Raw genomic sequence first — 23,167 nt, 5'->3', positions numbered from 1 at the left:
TCGGCGAGGCTCCGCCGTACCGGGGTCATGCCAGGAGGGCCGCTCAGGCAAACGCCATGTCCGAGGACACGAATTTCGACCCCCTTTCCCGCCGTGGCGTCGAGCGGCTGGTGAACGACTGCACCCTGCTGCTCGACTACCTCAGCCGGATGCCGGACGCCCGGCTCGACTGGTGCTTCGAGGAGACCCGCGGCCGGGCCAGCGGCACCCCGCCGGCACGGATGGCGGCGCCGCCCGCCGAGACCCACTCGAAGGCGGATTTCCTGGCGAGGCTGACCACCATCGGCAGCCAGGTACGGGACACCTTGGCCAGCACCTTCCCGGTGGATTCGACGGAGATCGCCTTCCTGCTGGCAGCGCGGGATTTCCTCAGCGCCATCGCCTGGCCGGCCTCGGTCGAGACCATCCGCGTCACCCAATCCTATTGTGCCGAGCGACAGAGGTTGCGGCAGCCGCTCTGGCGGCGGGCGATCGCCTGGGTGCACGGTGCCGGCCCGACCGGGCCGGAGGAAGATCGCGCGGTGTATTACGGGCGCCGCATCGCGTCCCGGCGGGACCGCTATCAGTTCATGCTGGTCAGCCTGGCAGCGGTGACCATCTGGCTGTCCTTCCAGACCCTGGTCGGCCAGCGCCTGGTGCTGGAAGCGAACCGCTTCGCCACGCAATGGGCGGCGCATGAGACCAACCTGCGCAAGGCCAGCGACGAGGCCATCCCGCTGCTGCGTACACGCCACCTGGGCGAGGAGCGCTTCCTGGAAAGCCAGCCCGGCTTTCAACGCTACTGCGACTACAAGATAAACGTCCATTCATCGCAGCTGCTGGCCGTAGCCGGCGGCGGCGCCGGCGACCGCTCCGCCATGGGGGTCAGCGATCCATCGCCGGGTCGCACCTTCTTCCTCGACTTCAACCATCAACGGTTGTGCGACGAGGGTGAGGCGTTGCGTTACCGCGCCGCGGCGCTGCAGGCATCGATGCAGCGCTGGTATGGCGACATCGGCCCGGTGGTCGGGCTGCTGCGGCTGCCGGGCGAGGTCTACGGCATCGTCTATGAGCAGGCCTGCATCGCCCGTGTCTGGGCCAACCGGGCGCTGCTGGACACCCCGGCCAATGCGCCGCGGCCGTCCTGCAGCTTCCTGCCCGCCCGCGGCGGCTTCCGCGAGCCGCCGCCGGAGGTCGCGCCGACCGCCACCTTCTATGTCCGTGCGGTGGGAACGGAGGTGTTCACTGGCGGCATGCTGGCCCAGCTCCTGCCCTGCCTCTACGCCGTGCTGGGCGCGCTGGCCTCGATGTTCCGCCGGCTCGGCCAGCGGGTGCAGGCGGAGGCGCTGTCGATCTCCGACCATGGCGGCATGCGGATGACGGTGATCCTCGGCGTCCTGGCCGGGGCGGTGATCGGGCTGTTCGTCGGCCAGTTGCAGACCATGGAGGGCACCGAGACCCTGACCCTCGCAGGCTTCGCGCTGCTGGCCGGCTATGCGGTGGACCGGTTGTTCAACCTGTTCGACAACCTGTCGTCGCGGCTGTTCGGGGAACCGGCGGCACTGGTGCGGTAAACGCCAACGGGCCGGCCGGCACCCTGGCCGGCCCGTTCCCGCAGGCGCGGTGCCCGGCCGCCAGAGCACGACCTTCGGGCGGACCGGCAGGTTCAGCCGCGAACTGTCGTTCCTGCTGCCGCCTGACCTGAAGGACTGGCTTCCGGCGGACGCTCTGGCGCATGCCGTGTGGCGGTGGACCGGAGGAGCTGGATGCTTTCGAGGTCCGCGCGAGGCCGGACGGCAGCGCCCGCGCGGTGCAGCGGTCGATGGCCACTGCGGCCTTCCTTCCCTGGGCTTGGGGGAAGGCTAACCCCGCCGTTCCAGGGTCCAGTACAGCGGCTGCCGCCCCTCGCGCAGCGCCTTGGCCTCGTAACGGGTGCCGGGCCAACCGGCGGGCCGGGCGGTGGCCGGCGGCGGCGCGGTGAACAACGTCTGCGCCGCCAGCACCTCCGCCATCCACCCCTGATAGGTCGGGTCGTCCGAGGCGATGCGCCATTCGCCGCCCGGCCGCAACGCCCGCGCCACCAGCGGCAGCAGCGCCGGGTTGACGAAGCGGCGCTTGGCGTGCCGGGCCTTGGGCCAGGGGTCGGGGAACATCAGCATCAGCCGGTCGAGGCAGCCCGCCGGCAGCAGCCCCAGCAGGTGCCTTGCGTCCTGCGGCCAGAGGAGGAGGTTCGGCGGCAGCGTCCCGCTCGCCTCCTCGCCCTCCGCCACCAGCCGCGAGAGCAGGGAGCAGAGGCCGTTCTCGAATACCTCGGAGGCGATGTAGCCGATGCCGGGGTTGGCGCGGACATGCTCCAGCGCATGCTCGCCGCCGCCGAAGCCGACCTCCAGCCAGACAGCGGTGACGGGGATGCCGAAGGCGGCGCGCGGATCGGCCGCCGCTTCCGGGGAAAGCCGCAGCCGCGGCAGGGTCTCGTCCAGCAGACGCTGCTGCCGCGGCCGCAGCGGATGGCCGCGGCGGCGGCCGTAGAGCCGGTCGGGGATGCCCTCGGCGAGGGGCGGGCGGTCGGCGGTCATGCGGTACCCTGAACAAAAAATGGGGATGGCCCTGGAGCCACCCCCATGAACGCCCATCCCCGCCAGTCGGGGAGAGGGTTGGATTTTACCGGCCGAAGGCGCGCTTCAGCTCCGGCGCCAGCAGATCGGTCCGCTCCCAGGTGAAGCTGTCCTTCGCCAGGTCCGGCGTCCGGCCGAAATGGCCATAGGCGCTGGTCGGGACGTAGATCGGCCGGTTCAGCCGCAGCATCTCGCGGATGCCGCGCGGGGAGAGGTTCACCATCTCCTGCACCACGCTAGCCAGCTTCGCCTCATCCACGTCGTGGCCGGTGCCGTGCAGATCGAAATAGACCGACAGCGGCTTGGAGACGCCGATGGCGTAGCTCACCTGGATGGTGCAGCGGTCGGCGAGGCCCGCCGCCACCACGTTCTTCGCCACGTAGCGCGCGGCATAGGCGGCGGAGCGGTCGACCTTGGTGGGGTCCTTGCCGCTGAAGGCGCCGCCGCCGTGCGGCGCCGCGCCGCCATAGGTGTCGACGATGATCTTGCGGCCGGTCAGGCCGGCATCGCCGTCCGGGCCGCCGATGACGAACTTGCCGGTCGGATTCACGTAGAACTCCGCCTCCGGCACCGTCCAGCCGGCGGGCAGGACCTGCTTCACGATCGGCCGCAGCAGTTCCTTGATCTCGGCCTGCTCCATGCCGTCCTCGTGCTGCGTGGAGATCACCACGCAGGTCACGCCGACCGGCTTGCCATCGACGTAGCGCAGGGTGACCTGCGACTTGGCGTCAGGCAGCAGGCCCTTCGCCCGCTTGTCGCCGGCATGCCGCAGCTCGGCCATGACGCGCAGGATGTTGTGCGCGTAGGTGAGCGGCGCCGGCATCAGCTCCGGCGTCTCGTTCGTCGCATAGCCGAACATGATGCCCTGGTCGCCGGCACCCTCATCCTTGTTGCCGGCGGCATCGACACCCACCGCGATATCGGCGGACTGGGCATGCAGGTGGCATTCGAAGGCGGCGTTGCGCCAGGAAAAGCCTTCCTGGTCGTAGCCGATGTCCTTCACCGCGGCGCGGACGAGGTCCTCCAGCATCGCCGGGGTCACGCTGTCGGGACCACGGGTCTCGCCAGCGAGAACGATGCGGTTGGTGGTCACCAGCGTTTCGCAGGCGACGCGCGCAACAGGGTCGGCGGAGAGGAAGGCGTCCAGAACGGTGTCGGAAATGCGGTCCGCCACCTTGTCCGGGTGGCCTTCGGAGACGCTTTCAGACGTGAAAAGATATTCGCCCTTGTCGCGCATGGCGTGATTCGGCCTCTTGTCGCGGAGAACCGGTCGCCCCGGCCTGGCTGCACCCGCATGGCGCGGGGGGTGTTTCGCAGGCTCGGGGGGCAGGGGTCAAGGGTGATCATATAAAGACATGCTTATGCGGCGGATCAACCCCGCGTTTCAGTCTCCGGATTGGTGCCCGCGGTCGCCTCGCGAGGCTCATTCCATGCCGAGCACATGTTTCATGTCGTAAAGCCCGGGTGCACGGCCCTGCAGCCAGAGCGCGGCCCGCACCGCCCCGGTCGCGTAGACCCGGCGGTCGAAGCTGCGGTGGGTCAAAGCAATATGCTCGGAGCCCGCGGCGAAAAGTAGCGTGTGCTCGCCCACCACTTGGCCGCCGCGCAGCGCGGCGAAGCCGATGGTGCCGGTGCCGCGGGCGCCGGTATGGCCGTCCCGCCCGCTCTCGATCCCCGCCGCCTCCAGCGTGGTGCCGCGGCCGCGTGCCACCGCCCGGCCAAGCGCGACGGCGGTGCCGGAGGGGGCGTCCACCTTCTGCCGGTGGTGCATCTCGACGATTTCGGCGTCGTACTGCTCCGGCGGCAGGGCGGCGGCCATGCGTTCGGCGATGGCGAGGAAGAGGTTCACCCCGGGCGCGAAATTCGCCGCATAGACCACCGGCACCTGCCGCGCCGCCTTGGCCACCGCCGCCTCCTCTGCCGGCGAGAGGCCGGAGGAGCCGAGCACCAGCGGCTTGCCGGCGGCGACCGCAGCCGCAGCATGGGCGGTGGCGGCGGTGGCATGGGTGAAGTCGATGACCACATCGCTGGCGGCGAAGAGCGGAGCGGGATCCTCGCCCCGCCTTGTGCCGCCGGCCAGGGCGGCACCGGCCGCCGCCACCTCCTCAGCCAGCAGCCGGCCCATGCGGCCGGCGATGCCGGTGATGCCGATACGGGTTGCCATGTGCCGATCTCCCCCGGGATGCTGGAATGCTCTAGCAGGCTGCCGGATTCTCGTCGCCGGATGAATGGTGCAAGCTGTTGGGACGGCAATGTTTGTGCCATTCAGCCGCGACTAGTCGTTCCTGCTGCCGCCTGACATGAAGGACTGACTTCCGGCGGACAATCGGGCGCATGTCGTGGTGGCAGCGGTGGATCGGGTGGGGCTGAACGATTTCGAGCGTCGCGCGAGGCCGGGCGCTGGCGTTGCGGGCCCAGCAGGCCGCCGACATTGCCGCGTTGACAGCCGAAGCCCTCCAGGCCTGCCGCAAGCAGACCGTCGAACCCACCTTCGACATCATCAAGAGCGCCATGGGCTTCGCCCAACAGGCTGATAGAACGGTTTACGCAGGCTGGAACGACCTGCGTGACACAGCCCTGGCGTCAGCCAGCGGCGATCAGCTTGATCCGGCGCCCCTCGACACCAACCGCCAGCCGTCCGGCCTTCAGCGCCAGCGCCGCCTCGCCGAATACCGTCCGCCGCCAGCCGGACAGCGCCGGCAGGTCGGGGTTGGCCTCGGTGGCCAGCCGGTCGAGGTCGTCGCTGCTGGCCAGCAGCTTCGGCGCGACGTGGTGCTCCTCCGACTTGGCGGCCAGCAGCACCTTCAGCAGTGCCACCAGCGCCGGAGAGGGCGAAGGACCGCCGCGGTCCTTCGGCACCTCGGGCAGTTCGCTGTCGGGCAGCGCCTTGGCGGCCTGTAGCGCCGCGATCAGCCCGGCGCCGCTGCGGCCCTTGGCGAAGCCCTCCGAGATGCCGCGGGCGCGCGACAGCTCGGCCGGGGTTTCCGGGCCGGTGGCGGCCAGCTCCAGCAGGGTCTCGTCCTTCACCAGCCGCTGCCGGGGGATGTTGATGCGCTGCGCCTCGCGCTCCCGCCAGGCGGCGGCGGCGCGCAGCAGGCCAAGGAAGCGGCGGTTGCTGGTGCGCGGCTTCAGCCTCTCCCAGGCGTTCTCCGGCTCGGTGCGGTAGGTGGCGGGCTGGTTGAGCACCGCCATCTCCTGCGCCACCCATTCCAGCCGCCCCTCACGCTCCAGCCGCTCCTTCAGCGCAACATAGATGCGCCGCAGATGGGTCACGTCGCCGGCGGCATAGAGGATCTGGGAGGCCGAGAGCGGCCGGGCCGACCAGTCGCTGAAGCGGTGGGCCTTGTCGATCTGGGTATTGGCCAGGGCGCGGCAGAGCTGGTCGTAGCTCACCTGGTCGCCGAAGCCGGCGACCATGGCGGCGACCTGGGTGTCGAACAGCGGCTGCGGCACCGCGCCGAATTTCAGCAGGAAGATCTCGATGTCCTGACGGGCGGCATGGAACACCTTGGTGACCGCGGGGTCCGCCAGTAGGGCGCCGAGCGGGGCGAGGTCGAGGCCCTCGGCCAGCGCATCCACTACCGCGACATCCTGCGACCCGGCGAGCTGGACCACGCAGAGGTCGGGCCAATAGGTCCGCTCCCGCATGAACTCGGTATCGACCGTGACAAAGGGTTCGGTACGGAGCCGGTCGCAGAGCGCGGCCAGGGCCTCCGTGGTGGTGATCAGGGCGGGGGCGGATGCATCGGCATCCGCGGTGCCGGGCTGGCGACGACTCATGCCCGAGGCTTCTACCCCCGGGGGAGGCCGGGGGAAAGCCGGGGAAATGGTGGGGCGGCTTGACAGCGACACCCCCTGGCGCGTCTTACCCGCTTCCGCCGTTCTTACAGGTCAGCCCCCATGCACGCCTATCGCACCCATACCTGCGGCGCGCTCCGCGCCTCCGACGCCGGGACCACCGCCCGCATCTCCGGCTGGGTGCACCGCAAGCGCGACCACGGCGGGCTGCTGTTCATCGACCTGCGCGATCATTACGGCCTGACGCAATGCGTCATCGCCCAGGGCTCCCCCGTCTTCGAAGCGGCCGACCGGCTGCGGCCGGAAAGCGTCATCACCGTCACTGGCGAAGTGGTCCGGCGCGAGGCCGGCACCATCAACCCCAGGCTCCCGACCGGCGAGATCGAGTTGCGGGTGCGGGAGCTTGCGGTGCAGTCCGAGGCGCAGGTGCTGCCCATCCAGGTGGCCGGAGACGCGGAATTCCCCGAGGACCTTCGCCTCCGCTACCGCTTCCTCGACCTGCGGCGGGAGAAGCAGCACCGCAACATCCTGCTGCGCAGCCAGGTCATCACCTCGATCCGCCGGCGGATGGTCGACCAGGGCTTCACCGAATTCCAGACCCCGATCCTGACCGCCAGCAGCCCGGAGGGCGCGCGGGACTACCTCGTGCCGTCCCGGCTGCATCCCGGCACCTTCTACGCCCTGCCGCAGGCGCCGCAGCAGTTCAAGCAGCTGGCCATGGTCGCCGGCTTCGACCGCTACTTCCAGATCGCCCCCTGCTTCCGGGACGAGGCCAGCCGCGCCGACCGCAGCCCGGGCGAGTTCTACCAGCTCGACTTCGAGATGAGCTTCGTGACGCAGGAGGACGTCTTTGCCGCCATCGAGCCGGTGCTGCATGGCGTCTTCGAGGAATTCTCCGATTTCTCCGGGACGAAGCGGGCGGTGACGCCGGCGCCCTTCCCGCGCATCCCGTTCGAGACGGCGATGCTGGAATTCGGCTCCGACAAGCCGGACCTGCGCAACCCGATCCGCATCCGCGACGTGACCGAGCAATTCCGCGGTGGCGCCTTCGGCCTGTTCGCCCGCAACATCGAGAAGGGCTCGGTGGTCCGCGCCATCCCCGCCCCTGGCGCCGGCGGCAACCCGCGCAGCTTCTTCGACAAGCTGAATGAATGGGCGCGGGAGAGCGGCGCCGGCGGCCTCGGCTACATCACCTTCGAGGGGGGCGAGGCCAAGGGGCCGATCGCCCGCAACCTGGAAGCCGACCGCGCCGCCGCCATCCGCGAGGCCTGCGGCCTGAAGGACGGCGATGCGGTGTTCTTCGCCTGCGACAAGGTGGAGGCGGCTGCCAAATTCGCCGGTCAGGTGCGCACCCGGCTCGGCAACGAGCTCGGGCTGATCGAGAAGGACGCCTACCGCTTCTGTTGGGTCACCGATTTCCCGATGTACGAGCTGAACGAGGAAACCGGGCAGATCGACTTCAGCCACAACCCCTTCAGCATGCCGCAGGGGGAGTTGGAGGCGCTGAACACCCAGGACCCGCTGACCATCAAGGCCTATCAGTACGATATCGTCTGCAACGGCATCGAGCTTTCCTCCGGCGCCATCCGCAACCACCGGCCGGACATCATGATCCGCGCCTTCGAGATCGCCGGCTATTCGGCGGAGGCGGTGGAGGAGCGCTTCGGCGGCATGCTGAACGCCTTCCGCTACGGCGCCCCGCCGCATGGCGGCTCGGCCCCCGGCATCGACCGGATCGTGATGCTGCTGGCGGATGAGCCGAACATCCGCGAGGTCATCCTCTTCCCGATGAACCAGCAGGCGCAGGATCTGATGATGGGCGCCCCCGCGCCGGTGGAGCCGGCGCGGCTGAAGGAGCTGCATATTCGCCTCGACCTGCCGCCCGTGAAGGGTGCGGCCGGGCCGAAGGCTTCCTAGATACCGCCGACATCCTTCGAGGACCCTCTGCGATGCCGCTGCGCCGTCGCCTCATCGCCGGCCTGATCGCCGGCGCCGCCCTGCTCTCCGCTCCGTCGTCCCATGCCGCGGATCCGGGGGTGGAGGCGATGGTCGGCCATCGCGCCGCCTACCGGCTGAGCCTCGACCGGGTGCGGGACAATGCCGACATCGCCCGCGCCGAGGGGGCGATGCTGTACGAGGTGGTGGATGCCTGCGACGGCTGGGCCACCCGCCAGCGCTTCCAGCTTCGGCTGACCGACCGCGACGGGCAGGAGATCGAGACCACTTCCGACTACTCGACCTATGAGACCAAGGACGGCCGGAGCATCCGCTTCAGCCTGACCCAGACCAGCCAGGGCGCCGTTTCCCAGCGCGTTGCCGGCGAGGCGAAGCTGGACGCCGAGGGCGGGACCGTTACCTACACCGAGCCCGCGGCGAAGCAGGAGAGCTTGCCGCGCGGCACGCTGCTGCCGATGCTGCACACCATCCGCAGCCTGGCCGCGGCGCGTGCCGGCTCCCGCATGCTGGTGGTGCCGCTGTTCGACGGCACCAGCCCGGATGGCGCGCAGGACACCACCACGGTGATCTCCGCCTGGCAGCCGCCCCAGGGAGGGACCCAAGGGAGCGTCCAGGCCGCCGGCCGGTTCCCGGCCCTGGCGCAGCTTGGCAGCGCGCGGATGCGGGTGGCCTTCTTCGACCGCAACCCGGCCGATAGCGGCGGCGGCGCCAGCGCGCCGGATTACGAGGTCGGGCTGCGCTATTTCGAGAACGGCGTGGCCGACGAGCTGACGATGGAATTCGGCGAATTCAGCGTCAACGGCCAGCTGCAGGAGCTGGCGCTGCTGCCCAACCCCTGCTGATCAAGCGGCTTCCGGCAGGAACAGCCAAGTCGGGGTCGCGTTGAACCGCGCCTCCGGCTGGTAGCCGAACGGGCGCAGCAGGGCGGTGATGGCGGCGAGCGAGGCTTCCGTCGCCGCCTCGACGTAGAGCGGCGGGTGGTAGCGTTGCAGCAGGCCGCGGGCGCCTTCCAGCACCGCGTATTCCATTCCTTCGACATCGATCTTCACCGCCGCCGGCGCCTCTCGCAGCACATCGTCGAGGCGCACCACCTCCACCGCCCCAGCGGCGGCGGGTACCAGGGCGGTCATGCCGGCATTGCCCGCCGGGCCGGACCGCAGGGTAGCGAAGCCAGGCGCAGCCCCCGCCCCCTGGCGGCGCAGGTCGAGCGAGGCGGCGAGGCCATTCGCCGCCAGGGTGGCCGCACAATGGTCCGCGAGTTCCGGTGCCGGCTCGAAGGCCAGGACCCTGGCGCCGCAGACGCCGGCGGCGAACAGGCTGTGGTTGCCGATATTGGCGCCGACATCGACGAACAGCCCCCCCGGCGGCAGGCGGCGGCGCAGATCCTCCAGCATTCCGGCCTCGTAGAAGCCACCGGTGGCGAGTACCGCCGCCTGGATGTGATCGGACGGGTCGCGCAGCGGCAGCCGGCCGCGCCAGGCGCCAGGCGCCATGGGCGATCGGCACCAGCGTCTCGCCGCGCCGGCCATCGGCGCGGTCGCGCAGCAGCGCGAGCACCTGCGCCACCTGGCGCTCCAGGCTGAACCGGACCTCGACCAGGGATCGCCAGCGGTACGGCCGGGCGGCGCGAATCAGCTGCACCGCCTGCTCCACCGTGGCGAAGCGCACCGCCTCCGGCCAGAACTCGCCCGCCGCGGTGTTGTCCAGCACCGCCAGGTCGCAGCCCATCGCCGCGGCCTCGGCAATGGCGTAGCCGAAGCTTTCATAGACGCTGGTCGAGAGCAGCACGCCGTTCCGCGCATGCCATGCCGGCATGGCGTGGCCCGGGATGCCCTCAATGACATGAATCGCCTGGTCGAGGCCCATGCGGCGGGCGAGATGGGCGAAGCTGTCCACCGCCACCGGGTCGCCGCCCTTGGTGGCGAGGTGCAAGGTGTAGCGCGCATCCTCCGCCAGCAGCCGGTGAAGGATTTCCAGCGCCAGATTGGGATTCTTGTGCAGCGAGAGCCAGCCGCACCAGCCGATGCGGAACGGGTCAGGCGCCGCGGCCGGCGGGTGGCGGCCAAGGTCGATGCCATTGTGCAGCACATGCAGCCGGGTCGTCGCAGGCAGCCCGGGCACTGCCCGCAGCAGCCGCTCCGCCATGTCCTGACCGACCACGATGGCGTCGTCGATCTTTGCCCAGGGCGCGCCGGCGGCGTGATTGCTGCCATAGGCCTCGATCCGGTGGAGGCGCAGCATCACGCGCCGGCCGCCGAAATCGGCGCGGGCGATCAGCGCCGGGAAGGGCGGCCAGCAGAATTCGAACCAGAGCGTGTCGCGCGCCGGCTGGTCGGTCCAGGCCAGCGCCGCGGCCAGATCATCCGGGCCGGTGATGGTGAAGCGGCGCGGCTCGACCGCGCCGGAGGCGGCGAGGCCGCGGACGAGATCGGGCAGGAAATGCTCCAGCCCACGCAATTCGAGGATGGCAAGGCGCGGCAGCCGCCCACCCGACACCCCTGCCCCCGATGCATCCTGCATGGTCATGTCCCGCCCCATCCGCCGGCGGCGGCAGGCTGCGATGGGGCGGGTGAAGACCGGGTTAACCCCCCCCTGCGCTCAGCCCAGCTCGGGCGGCAGGCCGAAGGCCTCCGGGTAGCCGAACAGCCCGGCTTGGCCGCCGGTGTGGAGGAAGACGATGTTCTCCTCCTTGCCGAAGCGGCCCTGGCCGATCAGGTCGATGAGCCCGGCCATGCCCTTTCCGGAATAAACCGGGTCCAGCAGGATGCCCTCCTTCTCCGCCACCAGCCGCACCGCCTCCACCATGCCCTGGGTCGGGATGCCATAGCCCTGGCCGACGTAGTCGCAGTTGGCGACCACATGCTCCGGCCGGATCAGCCCGGGCAGGCCGAGATGGGCGGCGGTGCGTTCCGCGAGCGCCAGCACATTGGCCTCCTGCCGCGGCTTCGGGGCGCGGACGCCGATGCCGAGCACGGGGATGCCGCTGTTCAGCGCCACCAGCCCGGCCACCAGCCCAGCCTGGGTGCCGGCGCTGCCGGTGGCATGCACCAGATGGTCGATGCGCAGCCCGATCTCCGCCGCCTGGGCCACCAGTTCCAGCGCCGCATTCACGTAGCCGAGCGCGCCGACGGGGTTGGAACCGCCGCCCGGAATGACATAGGGCCGGCGGCCACGGGCGGTGAGATTGGCCGCCACCGCCTCCATCTCCGCCTGCATATCGGCGCCGCCGGGGCGGCGGGACACCTGGGCGCCGTGCAGCTTGTCCATCAGGACGTTGCCCGACATCCGATAGGCCGGATCGGCGTAGCCGGTGCGGTCCTCCAGCAGGATCAGGCATTCGAGGCCCAGCTTGGCCGCCGCTGCGGCGGTCTGCCGGGCGTGGTTGGACTGGGTGGCGCCCTGGGTGATGACGATGTCTGCCTTCAGGCCCAGCGCCTCGGCCATCAGGAACTCCAGCTTCCGGGTCTTGTTGCCTCCGGTGGACAGGCCGGTGCAGTCATCCCGCTTGATCCAGAGCTTTGGCCCGCCGAGGTGGCGGCTGAGCGCCTCCATGGGCTCGAGCGGGGTCGGCAGATGGCCGAGGCGGATGCGGGGGAAGCGGGCAAGGTTCATGTGGGGTGTCTCCTGGCGTTGGAACGTGAACGCTGGCGGCACCAGCCGAAGACCGCGGTCACTCTCCCGAAGGTGGAAGCTAGACCGGGTTGCACCAGCAGGCGAGAATCGCCGACTTGGCCGCGTTGCAGCCGCGTTGACCACGCCGCCGCCCCCTGCCATGCCTCGCCCTCATGAACGCCGATCCATCCCTCCGCAGTGTCAAGGCTTGGCCCTTCGAGGAAGCCGCCAAACTCGCCGATCGGCTCGCCGCGGCGCCGAAACCTGAAGGGGCATTGTTCCAGACCGGCTACGGCCCCTCCGGCCTGCCGCATATCGGCACCTTCGGCGAGGTGGCCCGCACCACCTGGGTACGCCGCGCCTTCGAGCGGCTGACCGGTCTGCCCTCCCGCCTCATCGCCTTCAGCGATGACATGGACGGATTGCGCAAGGTGCCGGACAACGTGCCGAACAAGGCCATGCTCGCCGAGCATCTGGGCCGGCCGCTGACCGCCATCCCCGACCCCTTCGGCACCCACCCGAGCTTCGGCGCGCACAACAACGCGCGGTTGCAGGCCTTCCTCGACACCTTCGGCTTCGACTACGCCTTCGCCTCCTCCACCGACTACTACCGCGGCGGGCGGTTCGATGCGGCGCTGCTGCGCATGGCGGAGCGGCATGAGCAGGTGCGCGGGGTGATCCTGCCGACCCTCGGGCCGGACCGCCGTGCCACCTATTCGCCCTTCCTGCCGATCCACCCGGAAACCGGGGTGGTGATGCAGGTGCCGATGGAGGAGGTGCGGCCCGCGGAGGATCTGCTGGTCTGGATCGATCCCGACACCGGCAGGCGGCACGGCACCCGCATCACCGGCGGCCATTGCAAGGCGCAGTGGAAGGCGGATTGGGCGCTACGCTGGTACGCGCTCGGCGTCGACTACGAGATGTCGGGCAAGGACCTGATCGATTCGGTGCGGCTGTCCGGGCAGATCTGCCAGATCCTCGGCGGCACCCCGCCGGTCGGCTTCACCTATGAGCTGTTCCTGGACGACAAGGGTCAGAAGATCAGCAAGTCCAAGGGTAACGGCCTGACCATCGAGGAATGGCTGCGCTACGCCCCGGCGGAAAGCCTGTCGCAATTCATGTACAGCACGCCGCAGCGGGCGAAGCGGCTGTTCTTCGACGTGATCCCGCGCGCGGTGGACGACTACCTCGCCAATCTGGAGAAGCTGAAAGCGCAGCCGGATCTGACCAACCCGGCCTTCCATATCCACAACGGCAGCAGCAACGACCCCGGCTCGCCGATCTCCTTCGCCATGCTGCTCAACCTCGCCAGCGTGGTGAATGCCGATGGGCCGGAGATCCTCTGGGGCTTCATCGGCCGCTACGCCCCGGGCGTGACCGCCGAGAGCCACCCGATGCTGGCCCGGCTGGCGGAGCATGCGGTCGCCTACTACCAGGACTTCGTTGCCCCGGAGAAGCGCCACCGCGCGCCGAGCGCGCTGGAGCACGCAGCGCTGGAGGATCTGCTGCAAGGGCTGCGCAGCCTGCCGGCGGATGCCGACGCCGAGACCATCCAGGCGCTGCTCTACGAGGTCGGCAAGCGGCACGCCTTCGCCAACCTGCGCGACTGGTTTTCGTGCCTCTATCAGGTGCTCCTCGGCCAGCAGGAAGGCCCGCGCTTCGGCGGCTTCGTGGCGCTCTACGGCATCCCCGGCACCATCGGGCTGATTGAGGCCGCCCTGGCGCGCGAGGCATCGGCCGCGTGACTGCATCCGGCGACCGAAGCACCACGGCGGGGGGCGAAGGTCCGAACAAGCGCTTCGCCGCTCTGAGGCGGCACGGGCCGGCGGTGTTCGGCGTGGTGCTGCTGATCGGCGCGCTCTATGTCGTGCAGCGCGAGTTCAGCAGCCTTTCGGTCGCCGACATCCGCACCGCCATGGCGGCGATCACCCCGGCGGCGCTCTGGGTCGCCGGCGGCTTCACCGTGCTCGCCTATCTGGTGCTGGCGATCTACGACAAGCTCGGCTCGATCTACGCCGGCCGGCCGGTGTCCTGGACGAAGTCGCTGCTGGCGTCCTTCTGCGGCTATTCGCTGGCGCACAACCTCGGGTTCGCCGCGGTCTCCGGCGCCGCGGTGCGTTACCGGCTGTATTCCGCCTGGGGGCTGACGCCGCTCGAGATCGCCAAGGTGGTCGGCTTCACCAGCCTGACCTTCGGCCTCGGCGGCATGGCGCTCGGCGGGCTGGTGCTGGTGGTGGAGCCGGAGGTGGTGCCCTGGTTCGGCACCCACCTGCCGCATTGGGCGCTGCAGGCCCTGGCGGTGCCGCTGTGGGGCACGGTGCTGGCCTATGTGGTGCTCAGCCGCTTCGTCCGGCATGTGCGCATCTTCCGCCATGAGATCGCCCTGCCGAGCCCGCGCATGGCGCTGGCCCAGACGATGCTGGCGACGGTCGACGTCGCGGTGACGGCGGCGATCTTCTACACCCTGCTGCCGGCTGCCGAGGGGCTCACCTTCATCCGCTTCGTCGGCATCTACCTGGCGGCCTATGCCGCCGGCATCCTGGCGCATGTGCCGGGCGGCATCGGCGTCTTCGATGGCGCCATCCTGCTCGGGTTGCAGCCCTACCTTCCGGCGGCCGAGGTGATCGGCGCGCTGCTGGTGTTCCGGCTGTACTACTACATCGTGCCGCTGTTCATCGCCGGCTCGCTCTTCGTCGGCTTCGAGATCGGCCAGCGCCGCGCGGCGCTGCATCGGATCACCGCCGTCGGCCGTGGCACCCAGGCGCTGGAGGTGCCGGCCATCGCCTCCCTCGTCACACTTGCCGGGGCGCTGCTGATCTTCCTCGGCGCGCTGCCGACTCGCGACACCATCATCGAGGCATGGGCCGGACATCTCGCCGCGCTTGCCTCGCATTTCGCCGCCTCGGTGGTCGGCTCGCTGCTGCTGGTGATGGCCTATGGGCTGCTGCGGCGGCTGACCATCGCCTGGAGCCTCACCCTGTTCCTGCTGCTGAACGGTGCCGGCATCGCCTGGATGCGCGGAGAGGCCTGGTGGCTCTGGGGTGCCTTCCTGCTGCTGGCGGCGCTGGTCGCCAGCCTGCGCGGCGCCTTCTACCGCAGCAGCCGGCTGGTGCGGGAACCGCTCTCGGCCGAGGCGCTGGTGCCGCTGCTGGCGGTCGCCGCCTGCGGCATCACCCTGGCGCTGGTCGCCTATGGCGGAAGGGTCTCCGATGAGAGCTGGTGGGCCGTGGTGCTATCGCCGCTGGCACCGGATTCGCTTCGCTTCACCGTTGGGCTGACCGGCGTGCTGCTGCTGGCCGGCATGGTGCGGCTGCTGCGCCCGGCCCGCTTCGCGACGGCGCCCTGGAATGCCGAGACGCGGGCCCGGCTGGCCCGGCTCGGCGCCCTGGCCCCGGCGGAGGCCGATGGCGCGGTGTTCGGCGAGGCGGATCGGGCCGGCTTCGCCTTCCTCAAGCGCGACGGCATCTGGCTGGCGCTGGGCGATCCGGCCGGGGAGCGGGAGGATACGATCTCCGCCATCTGGCGCTTCCGCGACCTGTGCGACCGGGCGGGGGTCGACCCGGCCTTCTGGCGCGTGGGCGACGGGCTGCTGCGGGTCTATGGCGATATCGGGCTGACCGCGGTGCCGCTGGGCGGGGCGCCGCCGACCTACCTGGCGTTGCGGGCGGAACGCGACCTGGAGAAGCTGCTGCCGCTGCTGCCGCCGGCCCTGCAACGCGAAGCCGAGGCGGCCGGGAACAATCTCGCAGCGTAAGCCTTGCACCAACCGCCCTGCCGCATGATCGCTCAGGGCGGAAACCAGACATCCAATTCTATCCGGCGTTCGAGCAAGCCCAGGGTTTCTGCCCGGCCAAGATTGCCGAAGCAACGCTCACAGACGGTTTACCGGCCTGGATAACCCATCGATACGCAAACTTCGCACTCGCACCAATGCCCGTGTGGGTGCAGTTTGGGACCGGTCAGGTAGTCGCCTGGAGCGGGATTATGGCGACTCAACCCACGCCCCTCGACCGGTTGATAGCTTGGAGTTGGAATGACCGAAGCCGGTAGCAGCCGGGACGGACCGTGTGACGACGTGGACAAGGACCGCCTCATCAAGGAGCTGCGCGAGGCGGTCCAGGCACGCGACGAGTTCGTCGCCATCGCTGCGCACGAGCTGCGCAACCCGATGACGCCCATCCTGATGCAGGTCGGCGGCCTGCTCGCGGCGGCGCGGGACCCACGCCGATGCCGCCCGGAGCTGCTCGCGCCGCGGCTGGAGAATTTGGAACTCGCGGTGCGGGAGTTCGTGCGGCGCTCGACCGCGCTCCTCGATGTCTCGCGCATCGCGGCGGGGAATGTTCGTCTTGAACTCGCCGACGTCGACCTCACCGGCGTTGTCCGCCGCGTGGTCGACCGCGCGGGCATCGCAGCGCGGATGGCACGGAGTCCGCTGGAGGCGGATCTGCAAGAGGGCGTTATGGGCATCTGGGACCGGCTCTCGTTGGAAGAGGTGACCGAGAACCTGCTCTCGAATGCCATCAAATTCGGTGCGGGCAAGCCCGTGAGCATTGCCCTGACCTCCGACGGCCGTACTGCCCTGCTGGCCGTGCGCGACCGTGGAATTGGCATCTCCGAGGCGGATCGCGCCCGCATCTTCGGGCGGTTCGAGCGTGCCGTAACGCGGCGCGAGCATGGTGGGTTCGGCATTGGCCTGTGGCTGGCGAACCAACTCGTCACGGCCATGGGCGGCGGCATCGCCGTCGAGAGTGCGCCTGGCGAGGGGACGACCTTCACGGTCTCGCTGCCCCAGGGCAGCGCCGAGCAGCAGGAGACAAGCGGCACATGACCGAAGTGAACGCCATCGAGCGGGTGGCAAGCGGTGTCCCCGGGCTGGACACCGTCCTCCGTGGCGGCTTCCCGCGAGGCGGCATCCACATCCTCCAGGGCACGCCTGGGTCGGGCAAGACCACGCTCGGCAACCAGATCTGCTATCACCACGCCGCTGCGGGCGGGCGGGCGCTCTACGTCACGCTCCTGTCCGAGACCCACACCCGGATGCTCCTGCACCTCGGCACCATGCGCTTCTTCGACGCCGATCGCCTGCCGGACCAGATCGCCTACATCAGCGGCTTCGGTGCGCTCGAGGCCGACGGGCTGCCGGGGCTGGTGACACTTCTCCGACGCGAGGTCGCGACACACAAGGCAAGCGTTCTCATCCTGGACGGGCTGGTGGCGGCGGAGGATCAGGCGGCGTCGGACACCGAGTTCAAGACCTTCATCCAGGAACTCCAGGTCCAGGCCGGGCTGCACGGCTGCACGGTGTTCCTGCTCACCACCGCCAAGGGCCAAGCCGTTCCGCCCGAGCACACGATGGTGGACGGCATCGTCGAGCTGACCGATGTCCGCTTCGGCTCACGTACCGAGCGCGGGCTCTTCGTCAACAAGCTTCGCGGCAGTGACTACCTGCCCGGCCGCCATCCCTTCCGCATCACGGAACAGGGCCTGGTGGTCTACCCGCGCGTGGAGGCGGCGTTCCGCACCACCACGCGACCCGACGAGGCCCGGTCAGGCAAGCTGTCGATCGGCGTCGAGGGCGTGGACGCGATGCTCGGCGGCGGCCTGCCGGAGGGGACGGTCACCGGCATGCTCGGCCCGTCAGGCATCGGCAAGACGACGCTCGGCCTCCACTATCTCTGCAGGTCGAGCGCGATCGAGCCGGGGCTGTTCTTCGGCTTTTATGAGACGCCGCCCCGCCTGCTGCAGCAAGCGGCCAGCATCGGCCTCAATCTCGCGGGCGCCGTCGACCGTGGCGAGGTCGAGATCGTCTGGCAGCCGCAGGGCGAGGACCTCCAGGACGCCCTGGCGCACCGGCTGCTGGACGCGGTGGGGCGGCGCGACGTGAAGCGACTCTTCCTCGACGGGCTCGGCGGCTTCATGGAGGCATCGGTCGAGCCCGATCGCCTGGCCCGCTTCTTCGCCCTGCTGGTGAACGAGTTGCGGGCGCGTGGTGTTACCACGCTCTACACCATGGAGACGCGGGACGTGGTCGGCCCAGGCATCGAGGTGCCCATAACGGGGATCTCCTCCATGGTGGAGAACCTGATCGCACTGCGCTACGTCGAGCGCCACGCGCGGGCGCGGCGGCTGCTGTCGGTGGTGAAGGTCCGCGGCAACAGCTTTGACCCACGCCTGCGCGAATTCGTCATCGAAGGCGGCCGCGGCCTCTCGCTCGCCGGGACTTTCGACGGTGCCGAGGAGTTGCTGAGCGGCTTCGCGCGGGACCGCCCCACCATGGACCAAACCTCCGTGACGACGGAGGACCAATGATCACCATCCTTGTCGTGGAAGACGAGCCGCTGATCGCGATGGCGCTGGAGGCGGTGCTGGAAGATGCGGGCTATGGGGTCGTGACCGCGGCCAATGGGCGGCAGGGTCTGGAGCGGTTGGCCGAGGCACCGTGCCCGGATCTCGTCCTGACCGACATGATGATGCCGGTCATGAGCGGGGCGGAGATGCTCCAGGCCATGGCCGCCGACCCCGATCTGGCGGGGATACCCGCGATCGTCCTGAGCTCCTTGCCCGAGACGACCATCCGTGCCCGCGCCAATGGCGCCGCCGCCATCCTGCGCAAGCCCTACACCGCCGAGGAGGTCCTGGGCGCTATCGCGCGGGTACTTGGGGAGACGAAATAGGCCAGCCCGGGGCTAATCAGTGCTCCAGGGGCGACCGATCAATGCCTGTCCTGCCTTCGGCCCATGGTTCTGGGGGTTGCTTCGAGTCGAGAGCGGTCCTTCGGCAGGCCGCTGACATTATTGGGTCGCCCAGACGATCCGGTGCATCCAGGTGATCTCGGACAGGTCGAAGGCGTAGTCCGGATGCGCCGGGTTCAGGCTGCGCAGGTCGATGCGGCGGGCGGATTGGCGCTTCAGTTCCTTGGCCATCACCTCGCCCATCTGGGTCCGCACCACCACGCGGTCACCGCGGCGGAGCGGTGCGGCGGGTGAGACGATGACAATGTCGCCGTCGCGGAACACCGGCTCCATGCTCTCGCCGGAGATCTCCAGCGCATAGGCGTTGGGATCGCCGATTTCGGGGATGGAGATCTCATCCCAGCCGCCGCCCACCGGATAGCCGCCATCGTCGAAATAGCCCTCGCCGCCGGCCTGCGCCAGGCCGATCAGCGGGATGCGGCGGGCCGAAGGCTGCCGGCCGGAGCGCGAGAGCGCCGGCATGCCGGTGACCAGGGCGGCGAATTCGGCCATGCCGGTGCCGGTGGCGCTCAACACCTTGGCGAGGCTCTCGGTGGAGGGCCAGCGCGACCGGCCATCGGCACCGACGCGCTTCGACGGGTTGAAGGCGGTGGCGTCAAGCCCGGCCTTGCGCGCCAGGCCGGAGGCGGAGAGCCCATGCTCGGCGGCAAGCGCGTCCAGCGCGCGCCAGATGTCGTCATGGGTCACGGCCCGCTCCTGGGCTCGGGATGGCTTGGCATGCACTAGATCTGGGGGGTCGCTTCATGGGCATAACATCCTAGGTTCGGAGTCGCCAAGCAATAGGCGAATATTCCTCGCTGCCTCTTGCGCCGAAAACAACCTGTGGTTTACGTTCTCGAAATGTTCCACACCTGGCGCGAAGGACAGCCCCCGATGACCACCGCCGCCCGCCCCGGACACGCCCCCGTCCGCAACACCAGTAGCAAGATGCAGCCATTCCAGACTGTTGACGAAGCCTGGTTCTGGACCATGGCGGCGCTCATCGCCCGGCGCGACGGGGCCCGCATCGTCTCGGGCGCTGGCCTGGTCCAGCGCCCCTGCGAGCCGGACGATGTCATCAAATGCCTGGACCGGCTGTACCGCCAGCGGCGGATCGACCTGCAGCATGCCCGCATCCTGCGGATCTGGGGCGAACGGCAAACCACGCCCGACCCGCGCCACCTCGGCGAGAAGGGTGATTGGCGACTGTGGCGGGAGGCGATGACCCGGCTCGACTGGTCGCTACGGGTCAAGGGCATTGTCGCCGGCGTGCTGCCGGCCCATCAGCCGGCCGAGGTTATCGCCTTCCCTGGGGGCGGGGCGTGACCGTCCCCTTCCGGAGGCCTGCCCATCGCCGCGCCGCGGCCGAGGCGGAGCAGCGCGCCTATGTCGTATTCGGCGGCCAGGCGGATCTGCTCTGGCTGCGCCTGCTGCGCCCAGGCTTCCGTCACTGCTTCGCCGCGCTGGCGGATGCCGCCGGCTGGACCGTGCTGGACCCGCTCTCCGGCCGGCTGGTGGTGGCGCGACTCGATCTGCCGCCGGAGTCCGACCTGCCGGAATTCTATGCCCGGGCCGGCTTCACCGTGCTCGGGCCGTTCCTGCCGGGAGAGCCGCGCTGGTCGGCGCTGCCGCCACTGCTGCCGATGAGTTGCGTGGCACTCTGCCGCGCCGTGCTGGGGGCCGCGGCCCCTTTCGCGCTGACACCTTTCGGCCTGTATCGCGGCCTGCGTGCCCGTCCGAGAGGTCACAGCAGCAATAATCTCGGCTTTATAAGAAAAAAATCTTGATCTATCCGGGAACCTAGGATAAATCACCTCTGCCAACGGGCGATTTGCGCCCGTCGGCCTTCCTCCCGATCCCCTGCGACTTCTGCGGCCCCGGTCCCTCCCCCCTTGGAGGCGCCGGGGCCGCAGCCTTTTCAGGCCCGGATCGGGCGTGCACCGCAGACAGGAGAGGATGCGCATGGGTGGCCTGTTCCGCGCCCCGAAGCCGATGATCGTCCAACCGGCACCGACCACCACGACCGCCGCAACCTCGACGCCGGAGCAGGAGGCGAGCCAGGCGCGGACCGAAGCGCGTGCCCGGGCGAGCCGCGGCCTCGCGGGCACCATCGCCACCTCGCCGCGCGGTGTCCTGGACCCGCTGCCGGCCCTCCGCGCCGCCAGCCGCAAATCGCTGCTCGGGGAGTGACGCGCATGGATGCCGAAGCCATCCTCGCCGGCCATGGCCGCGCGCTCGACCGCCGCCGGCCGATCGAGCCTGTCTGGCAGGCGTGCTACGATCATGTGCTGCCGCCGGTCGGCGGGGCGGCGCTGTTCGACGCCACCGCTGCCGATGCCGCGGAACAGCTGGCCGCCTCGCTCCTCGCCGAGCTGACGCCGCCCTGGTCGCGCTGGTTCGGCCTGACACCGAGCCGCCCGTTCCAGGACACGCCCCGCGGCCATCAGGCAGCGCTGGCGCTGGAGGATGCGGCGGAGACGCTGCAGGGGCATTTCGACCGCTCCAATTTCGCCGTCGAGATGCACCAGGCCTTCCTCGACCTGGTGGTCGCCGGAACCGGGCTGCTGATGGTCGAGGAGGCGCCGCTCGGCGAGGCCTCCGCCTTCCGCTTCACCGCCGTGCCGCTGCGGACGGCGGTGCTGGAGGAAGGACCGGATGGCCGGCTTTCCACCGTCTATCGCCAGGCCCGGCTGACCGCCGCGGCACTGCGCCGCCGCTTCCCCGCGGCGGAGCTGCCAGCCGACCTGCTGCGCGCTGCCGCGGCGGATGACCCGGCGACCCATCCGGTGCTGGAGGTGGTGACACCCGATCGTGGCGGCACGCGCTATGTCGCGCTGCTCACCACCGATTCCTCCCGCCCGCTGACCCTCACCGAGGGCCGCTTCGCCGAGAGCCCCTGCATCGCCTTCCGCTGGCTGAAGGTGCCGGGCGAGCTCTACGGCCGCGGCCCGGTGATGAAGGCGCTGCCCGACATCCGCACGGCGAACAAGGTCGTCGAGCTGATCCTGAAGAACGCCTCCATCGCCGCCACCGGCATCTGGCAGGCCGAGGATGACGGCGTGCTGAACCCCGCCACCATCAAGCTGGTGCCGGGCGCGATCATCCCGAAGGCGCCGGGCAGCGCCGGCCTCACCCCGCTCGCCGCGCCCGGCAATTTCGATGTCTCGCAGCTGGTGCTGCAGGACCTCCGGGGGCGCATCCGCGGCGCGCTGCTCGCCGACCGGCTGGGCACGCCGCAGGATGCGCGGATGACCGCGACCGAGGTGCTGGAACGCAGCGCCCAGACCGCGCGGCTGCTCGGCGCCGCCTATGGCCGGCTGCAGGCGGAGCTGCTGACGCCGCTGGTCACCCGCTGCCTCGCCATCCTGCGCCGGCGCGGCGAGCTGCCGCCGCTGCTGGTCGCCGATGGGCGGGAGATCACGCTGCGCTACGAAAGCCCGCTTGCCCGCGTCCAGGGCCGCGCCGATGCCGCCAACACGCTGCTGTTCCTGCAGGCGGTCGGCCAGCTTGGCGGCGCGGCCGCCGCCCAGGTGGATTCCGTCGCGGCGACGCGATGGCTCGCCCGCACGCTCGGCGCCCCCGCCGAGGTGCTGGTGCCCAGCCCGACCGCCCAACCCCTGCCCAACCGGGAGTGACCCCGCATGCCCGAGGATCTGCTGCAGCCGCCGGCCCCTTCGCTGTCGCCAGAAGGCCACAGGCCCTTCCAGCGCCCCGCCGAGGTGCCGGAGAAATTCTGGGACGCCGAGACCGGCACGCTGCGCACCGATGCGCTGCTGAAATCCTACCGCGAGCTGGAGCGGCGCCTGTCGCAGCGCGCCGCCCCGCCCGCTGCCGATGCGGCGCCGGAGGAGCTGCTGCGCTTCCGCCAGGCCATGGGCATTCCGGAGGCGCCGGAGGGCTACAGCCTTACCGCGCCGCATGAACTGTGCTGCGCCGATCCGGCGGTGAACAGCCGGCTGCATGCGGCGCATTTCAGCAATGACCAGGCGCAGCTGGTCTACGACCTCGCCGCCGAGCGGCTGCTGCCGCTGATCGCCGAGGCCGCGGCGCAGTACGAAGCCGACCGCCAGCGCGAGAAGCTGGCCGAGCATTTCGGCGGCGAGGAGCGGTTCCGCCAGATCGCGGCGCAGCTTGCCGCCTGGGGCCGGGCGAAGCTGCCGGAGCCGGTCTATGCCGCGCTCTCCAGCACCGCCGAGGGCGTGCTCGCGCTTGAGCAGATGATGCGGAAGGGTGAGCCGGGCCTGGCCCGCGATGCGGTGCCGCAATCCGCCGAGACCGAGGGCGAGCTGCGGGCGATGATGCGCGACCCGCGCTACTGGCGGACCCGCGAGCCGGAGTTCATCCGCCGCGTCACCGAAGGCTTCCGCCGCCTGGCCGGAAGCTGAAGCCAACCGGCCGCCCGGCGGCCGGTTGCGACGACCCGGCGGGGCTTGAGCGCGTGGTCCCCCCCGCACGCGCTCGCCCCGCCGCATGGGC

General features: G+C 70.2%; 20 protein-coding genes and 1 pseudogene. 13 read left to right on the top strand and 8 right to left on the bottom strand.

Annotation, left to right across the window (positions count from 1 at the left end; all coding sequences use genetic code 11):
* Nucleotides 1-56: 56 nt before the first annotated feature.
* On the top strand, nucleotides 57-1,553 hold the full coding sequence (locus H7965_RS04485) for a hypothetical protein (protein ID WP_186769337.1): 1,497 nt from the start codon (nucleotides 57-59) through the stop codon (nucleotides 1,551-1,553).
* A 288-nt stretch (nucleotides 1,554-1,841) separates the two neighbouring features.
* Here H7965_RS04485 and trmB read toward each other — a convergent pair whose 3' ends face one another.
* The 4 genes from trmB to rnd form a co-directional block, all read right to left on the bottom strand.
* Nucleotides 1,842-2,555 (bottom strand): tRNA (guanine(46)-N(7))-methyltransferase TrmB, encoded by a 714-nt coding sequence (gene trmB / locus H7965_RS04480; RefSeq protein ID WP_186769336.1) that lies wholly within the window; start codon nucleotides 2,553-2,555, stop codon nucleotides 1,842-1,844.
* Nucleotides 2,556-2,640: 85 nt separating this feature from the next.
* A complete protein-coding gene (gene metK, locus H7965_RS04475) occupies nucleotides 2,641-3,831 on the bottom strand; it encodes a methionine adenosyltransferase (protein WP_186769335.1) in 1,191 nt (396 codons plus the stop codon).
* 186 nt (nucleotides 3,832-4,017) lie between these two features.
* Entirely contained in the window at nucleotides 4,018-4,758 is a 741-nt protein-coding gene (gene dapB / locus H7965_RS04470) for a 4-hydroxy-tetrahydrodipicolinate reductase (protein ID WP_186769334.1), read from the bottom strand.
* Between the two features lie 419 nt (nucleotides 4,759-5,177).
* On the bottom strand, nucleotides 5,178-6,374 hold the full coding sequence (rnd, locus tag H7965_RS04465) for a ribonuclease D (RefSeq protein ID WP_186769333.1): 1,197 nt from the start codon (nucleotides 6,372-6,374) through the stop codon (nucleotides 5,178-5,180).
* Between the two features lie 120 nt (nucleotides 6,375-6,494).
* On the opposite strand from rnd, the gene aspS reads away from it, so the two are divergent.
* Both aspS and H7965_RS04455 read left to right on the top strand, forming a co-directional pair.
* Nucleotides 6,495-8,309, top strand: coding sequence for an aspartate--tRNA ligase (aspS, locus tag H7965_RS04460; RefSeq protein WP_186769332.1), 1,815 nt, complete (start codon nucleotides 6,495-6,497; stop codon nucleotides 8,307-8,309).
* A 32-nt stretch (nucleotides 8,310-8,341) separates the two neighbouring features.
* Nucleotides 8,342-9,190 (top strand): cell envelope integrity EipB family protein, encoded by an 849-nt coding sequence (locus H7965_RS04455; RefSeq protein ID WP_229682440.1) that lies wholly within the window; start codon nucleotides 8,342-8,344, stop codon nucleotides 9,188-9,190.
* Here H7965_RS04455 and H7965_RS04450 read toward each other — a convergent pair whose 3' ends face one another.
* The 3 genes and pseudogenes from H7965_RS04450 to cuyA form a co-directional block, all read right to left on the bottom strand.
* Complete coding sequence (locus H7965_RS04450) at nucleotides 9,191-9,841, bottom strand: FkbM family methyltransferase (protein WP_186769331.1); 651 nt, start codon at nucleotides 9,839-9,841, stop codon at nucleotides 9,191-9,193.
* Between the two features lie 229 nt (nucleotides 9,842-10,070).
* Nucleotides 10,071-10,493: pseudogene (locus tag H7965_RS31895) on the bottom strand (glycosyltransferase); the annotation flags it as partial.
* A 453-nt stretch (nucleotides 10,494-10,946) separates the two neighbouring features.
* Complete coding sequence (cuyA, locus tag H7965_RS04440; RefSeq protein WP_186769330.1) at nucleotides 10,947-11,960, bottom strand: D-cysteate sulfo-lyase; 1,014 nt, start codon at nucleotides 11,958-11,960, stop codon at nucleotides 10,947-10,949.
* Between the two features lie 173 nt (nucleotides 11,961-12,133).
* Here cuyA and H7965_RS04435 point away from each other — a divergent pair, with 173 nt between their 5' ends.
* From H7965_RS04435 to H7965_RS04415, 5 genes are all read left to right on the top strand, one after another.
* On the top strand, nucleotides 12,134-13,705 hold the full coding sequence (locus H7965_RS04435) for a lysine--tRNA ligase (RefSeq protein WP_186769329.1): 1,572 nt from the start codon (nucleotides 12,134-12,136) through the stop codon (nucleotides 13,703-13,705).
* Entirely contained in the window at nucleotides 13,702-15,714 is a 2,013-nt protein-coding gene (locus H7965_RS04430; RefSeq protein ID WP_186769328.1) for a phosphatidylglycerol lysyltransferase domain-containing protein, read from the top strand. Before H7965_RS04435 ends, H7965_RS04430 begins: the two co-directional genes overlap by 4 nt.
* Before the next feature lie 279 nt (nucleotides 15,715-15,993).
* The gene (locus H7965_RS04425) at nucleotides 15,994-16,788 is read left to right on the top strand and encodes a sensor histidine kinase (RefSeq protein WP_186769327.1); all 795 of its coding nucleotides are present in this window, start codon (nucleotides 15,994-15,996) and stop codon (nucleotides 16,786-16,788) included.
* Nucleotides 16,785-18,269, top strand: coding sequence for an ATPase domain-containing protein (locus tag H7965_RS04420; RefSeq protein ID WP_186769326.1), 1,485 nt, complete (start codon nucleotides 16,785-16,787; stop codon nucleotides 18,267-18,269). Before H7965_RS04425 ends, H7965_RS04420 begins: the two co-directional genes overlap by 4 nt.
* Entirely contained in the window at nucleotides 18,266-18,634 is a 369-nt protein-coding gene (locus H7965_RS04415; RefSeq protein ID WP_186769325.1) for a response regulator, read from the top strand. Before H7965_RS04420 ends, H7965_RS04415 begins: the two co-directional genes overlap by 4 nt.
* A 117-nt stretch (nucleotides 18,635-18,751) precedes the next feature.
* Here H7965_RS04415 and H7965_RS04410 read toward each other — a convergent pair whose 3' ends face one another.
* Nucleotides 18,752-19,399, bottom strand: a complete 648-nt coding sequence (locus H7965_RS04410) for a S24 family peptidase (RefSeq protein WP_186769324.1) — start codon at nucleotides 19,397-19,399, stop codon at nucleotides 18,752-18,754.
* A gap of 186 nt (nucleotides 19,400-19,585) precedes the next feature.
* On the opposite strand from H7965_RS04410, the gene H7965_RS04405 reads away from it, so the two are divergent.
* The 5 genes from H7965_RS04405 to H7965_RS04385 all read left to right on the top strand — a co-directional run bounded on the left by H7965_RS04405 (nucleotide 19,586) and on the right by H7965_RS04385 (nucleotide 23,076).
* The gene (locus H7965_RS04405; protein WP_186769323.1) at nucleotides 19,586-20,017 is read left to right on the top strand and encodes a hypothetical protein; all 432 of its coding nucleotides are present in this window, start codon (nucleotides 19,586-19,588) and stop codon (nucleotides 20,015-20,017) included.
* A complete protein-coding gene (locus H7965_RS04400; protein WP_186769322.1) occupies nucleotides 20,014-20,478 on the top strand; it encodes a hypothetical protein in 465 nt (154 codons plus the stop codon). The genes H7965_RS04405 and H7965_RS04400 overlap by 4 nt, the downstream gene beginning before the upstream one ends.
* A 175-nt stretch (nucleotides 20,479-20,653) precedes the next feature.
* The gene (locus H7965_RS04395) at nucleotides 20,654-20,881 is read left to right on the top strand and encodes a hypothetical protein (protein ID WP_186769321.1); all 228 of its coding nucleotides are present in this window, start codon (nucleotides 20,654-20,656) and stop codon (nucleotides 20,879-20,881) included.
* A 5-nt stretch (nucleotides 20,882-20,886) separates the two neighbouring features.
* The gene (locus H7965_RS04390) at nucleotides 20,887-22,326 is read left to right on the top strand and encodes a portal protein (protein ID WP_186769320.1); all 1,440 of its coding nucleotides are present in this window, start codon (nucleotides 20,887-20,889) and stop codon (nucleotides 22,324-22,326) included.
* Between the two features lie 6 nt (nucleotides 22,327-22,332).
* A complete protein-coding gene (locus tag H7965_RS04385; RefSeq protein WP_186769319.1) occupies nucleotides 22,333-23,076 on the top strand; it encodes a capsid assembly protein in 744 nt (247 codons plus the stop codon).
* Nucleotides 23,077-23,167: the final 91 nt, after the last annotated feature.

The organism is Siccirubricoccus deserti (assembly GCF_014283215.1).
GTDB lineage: Bacteria > Pseudomonadota > Alphaproteobacteria > Acetobacterales > Acetobacteraceae > Siccirubricoccus > Siccirubricoccus deserti.
Note: the sequence above shows the minus strand (reverse complement) of the source record. Positions and strands in the feature narration are given on the sequence as shown.

What these genes read in the sequence shown, in the direction of transcription:
- H7965_RS04485 (WP_186769337.1), top strand. Translation starts at nt 57, where the DNA reads ATGTCCGAGGACACGAATTTCGACCCCCTTTCCCGCCGTGGCGTCGAG.
- trmB (WP_186769336.1), bottom strand. Translation starts at nt 2,555, where the DNA reads ATGACCGCCGACCGCCCGCCCCTCGCCGAGGGCATCCCCGACCGGCTC.
- metK (WP_186769335.1), bottom strand. Translation starts at nt 3,831, where the DNA reads ATGCGCGACAAGGGCGAATATCTTTTCACGTCTGAAAGCGTCTCCGAA.
- dapB (WP_186769334.1), bottom strand. Translation starts at nt 4,758, where the DNA reads ATGGCAACCCGTATCGGCATCACCGGCATCGCCGGCCGCATGGGCCGG.
- rnd (WP_186769333.1), bottom strand. Translation starts at nt 6,374, where the DNA reads ATGAGTCGTCGCCAGCCCGGCACCGCGGATGCCGATGCATCCGCCCCC.
- aspS (WP_186769332.1), top strand. Translation starts at nt 6,495, where the DNA reads ATGCACGCCTATCGCACCCATACCTGCGGCGCGCTCCGCGCCTCCGAC.
- H7965_RS04455 (WP_229682440.1), top strand. Translation starts at nt 8,342, where the DNA reads ATGCCGCTGCGCCGTCGCCTCATCGCCGGCCTGATCGCCGGCGCCGCC.
- H7965_RS04450 (WP_186769331.1), bottom strand. Translation starts at nt 9,841, where the DNA reads ATGGCGCCTGGCGCCTGGCGCGGCCGGCTGCCGCTGCGCGACCCGTCC.
- cuyA (WP_186769330.1), bottom strand. Translation starts at nt 11,960, where the DNA reads ATGAACCTTGCCCGCTTCCCCCGCATCCGCCTCGGCCATCTGCCGACC.
- H7965_RS04435 (WP_186769329.1), top strand. Translation starts at nt 12,134, where the DNA reads ATGAACGCCGATCCATCCCTCCGCAGTGTCAAGGCTTGGCCCTTCGAG.
- H7965_RS04425 (WP_186769327.1), top strand. Translation starts at nt 15,994, where the DNA reads ATGACCGAAGCCGGTAGCAGCCGGGACGGACCGTGTGACGACGTGGAC.
- H7965_RS04420 (WP_186769326.1), top strand. Translation starts at nt 16,785, where the DNA reads ATGACCGAAGTGAACGCCATCGAGCGGGTGGCAAGCGGTGTCCCCGGG.
- H7965_RS04415 (WP_186769325.1), top strand. Translation starts at nt 18,266, where the DNA reads ATGATCACCATCCTTGTCGTGGAAGACGAGCCGCTGATCGCGATGGCG.
- H7965_RS04405 (WP_186769323.1), top strand. Translation starts at nt 19,586, where the DNA reads ATGACCACCGCCGCCCGCCCCGGACACGCCCCCGTCCGCAACACCAGT.
- H7965_RS04395 (WP_186769321.1), top strand. Translation starts at nt 20,654, where the DNA reads ATGGGTGGCCTGTTCCGCGCCCCGAAGCCGATGATCGTCCAACCGGCA.
- H7965_RS04390 (WP_186769320.1), top strand. Translation starts at nt 20,887, where the DNA reads ATGGATGCCGAAGCCATCCTCGCCGGCCATGGCCGCGCGCTCGACCGC.
- H7965_RS04385 (WP_186769319.1), top strand. Translation starts at nt 22,333, where the DNA reads ATGCCCGAGGATCTGCTGCAGCCGCCGGCCCCTTCGCTGTCGCCAGAA.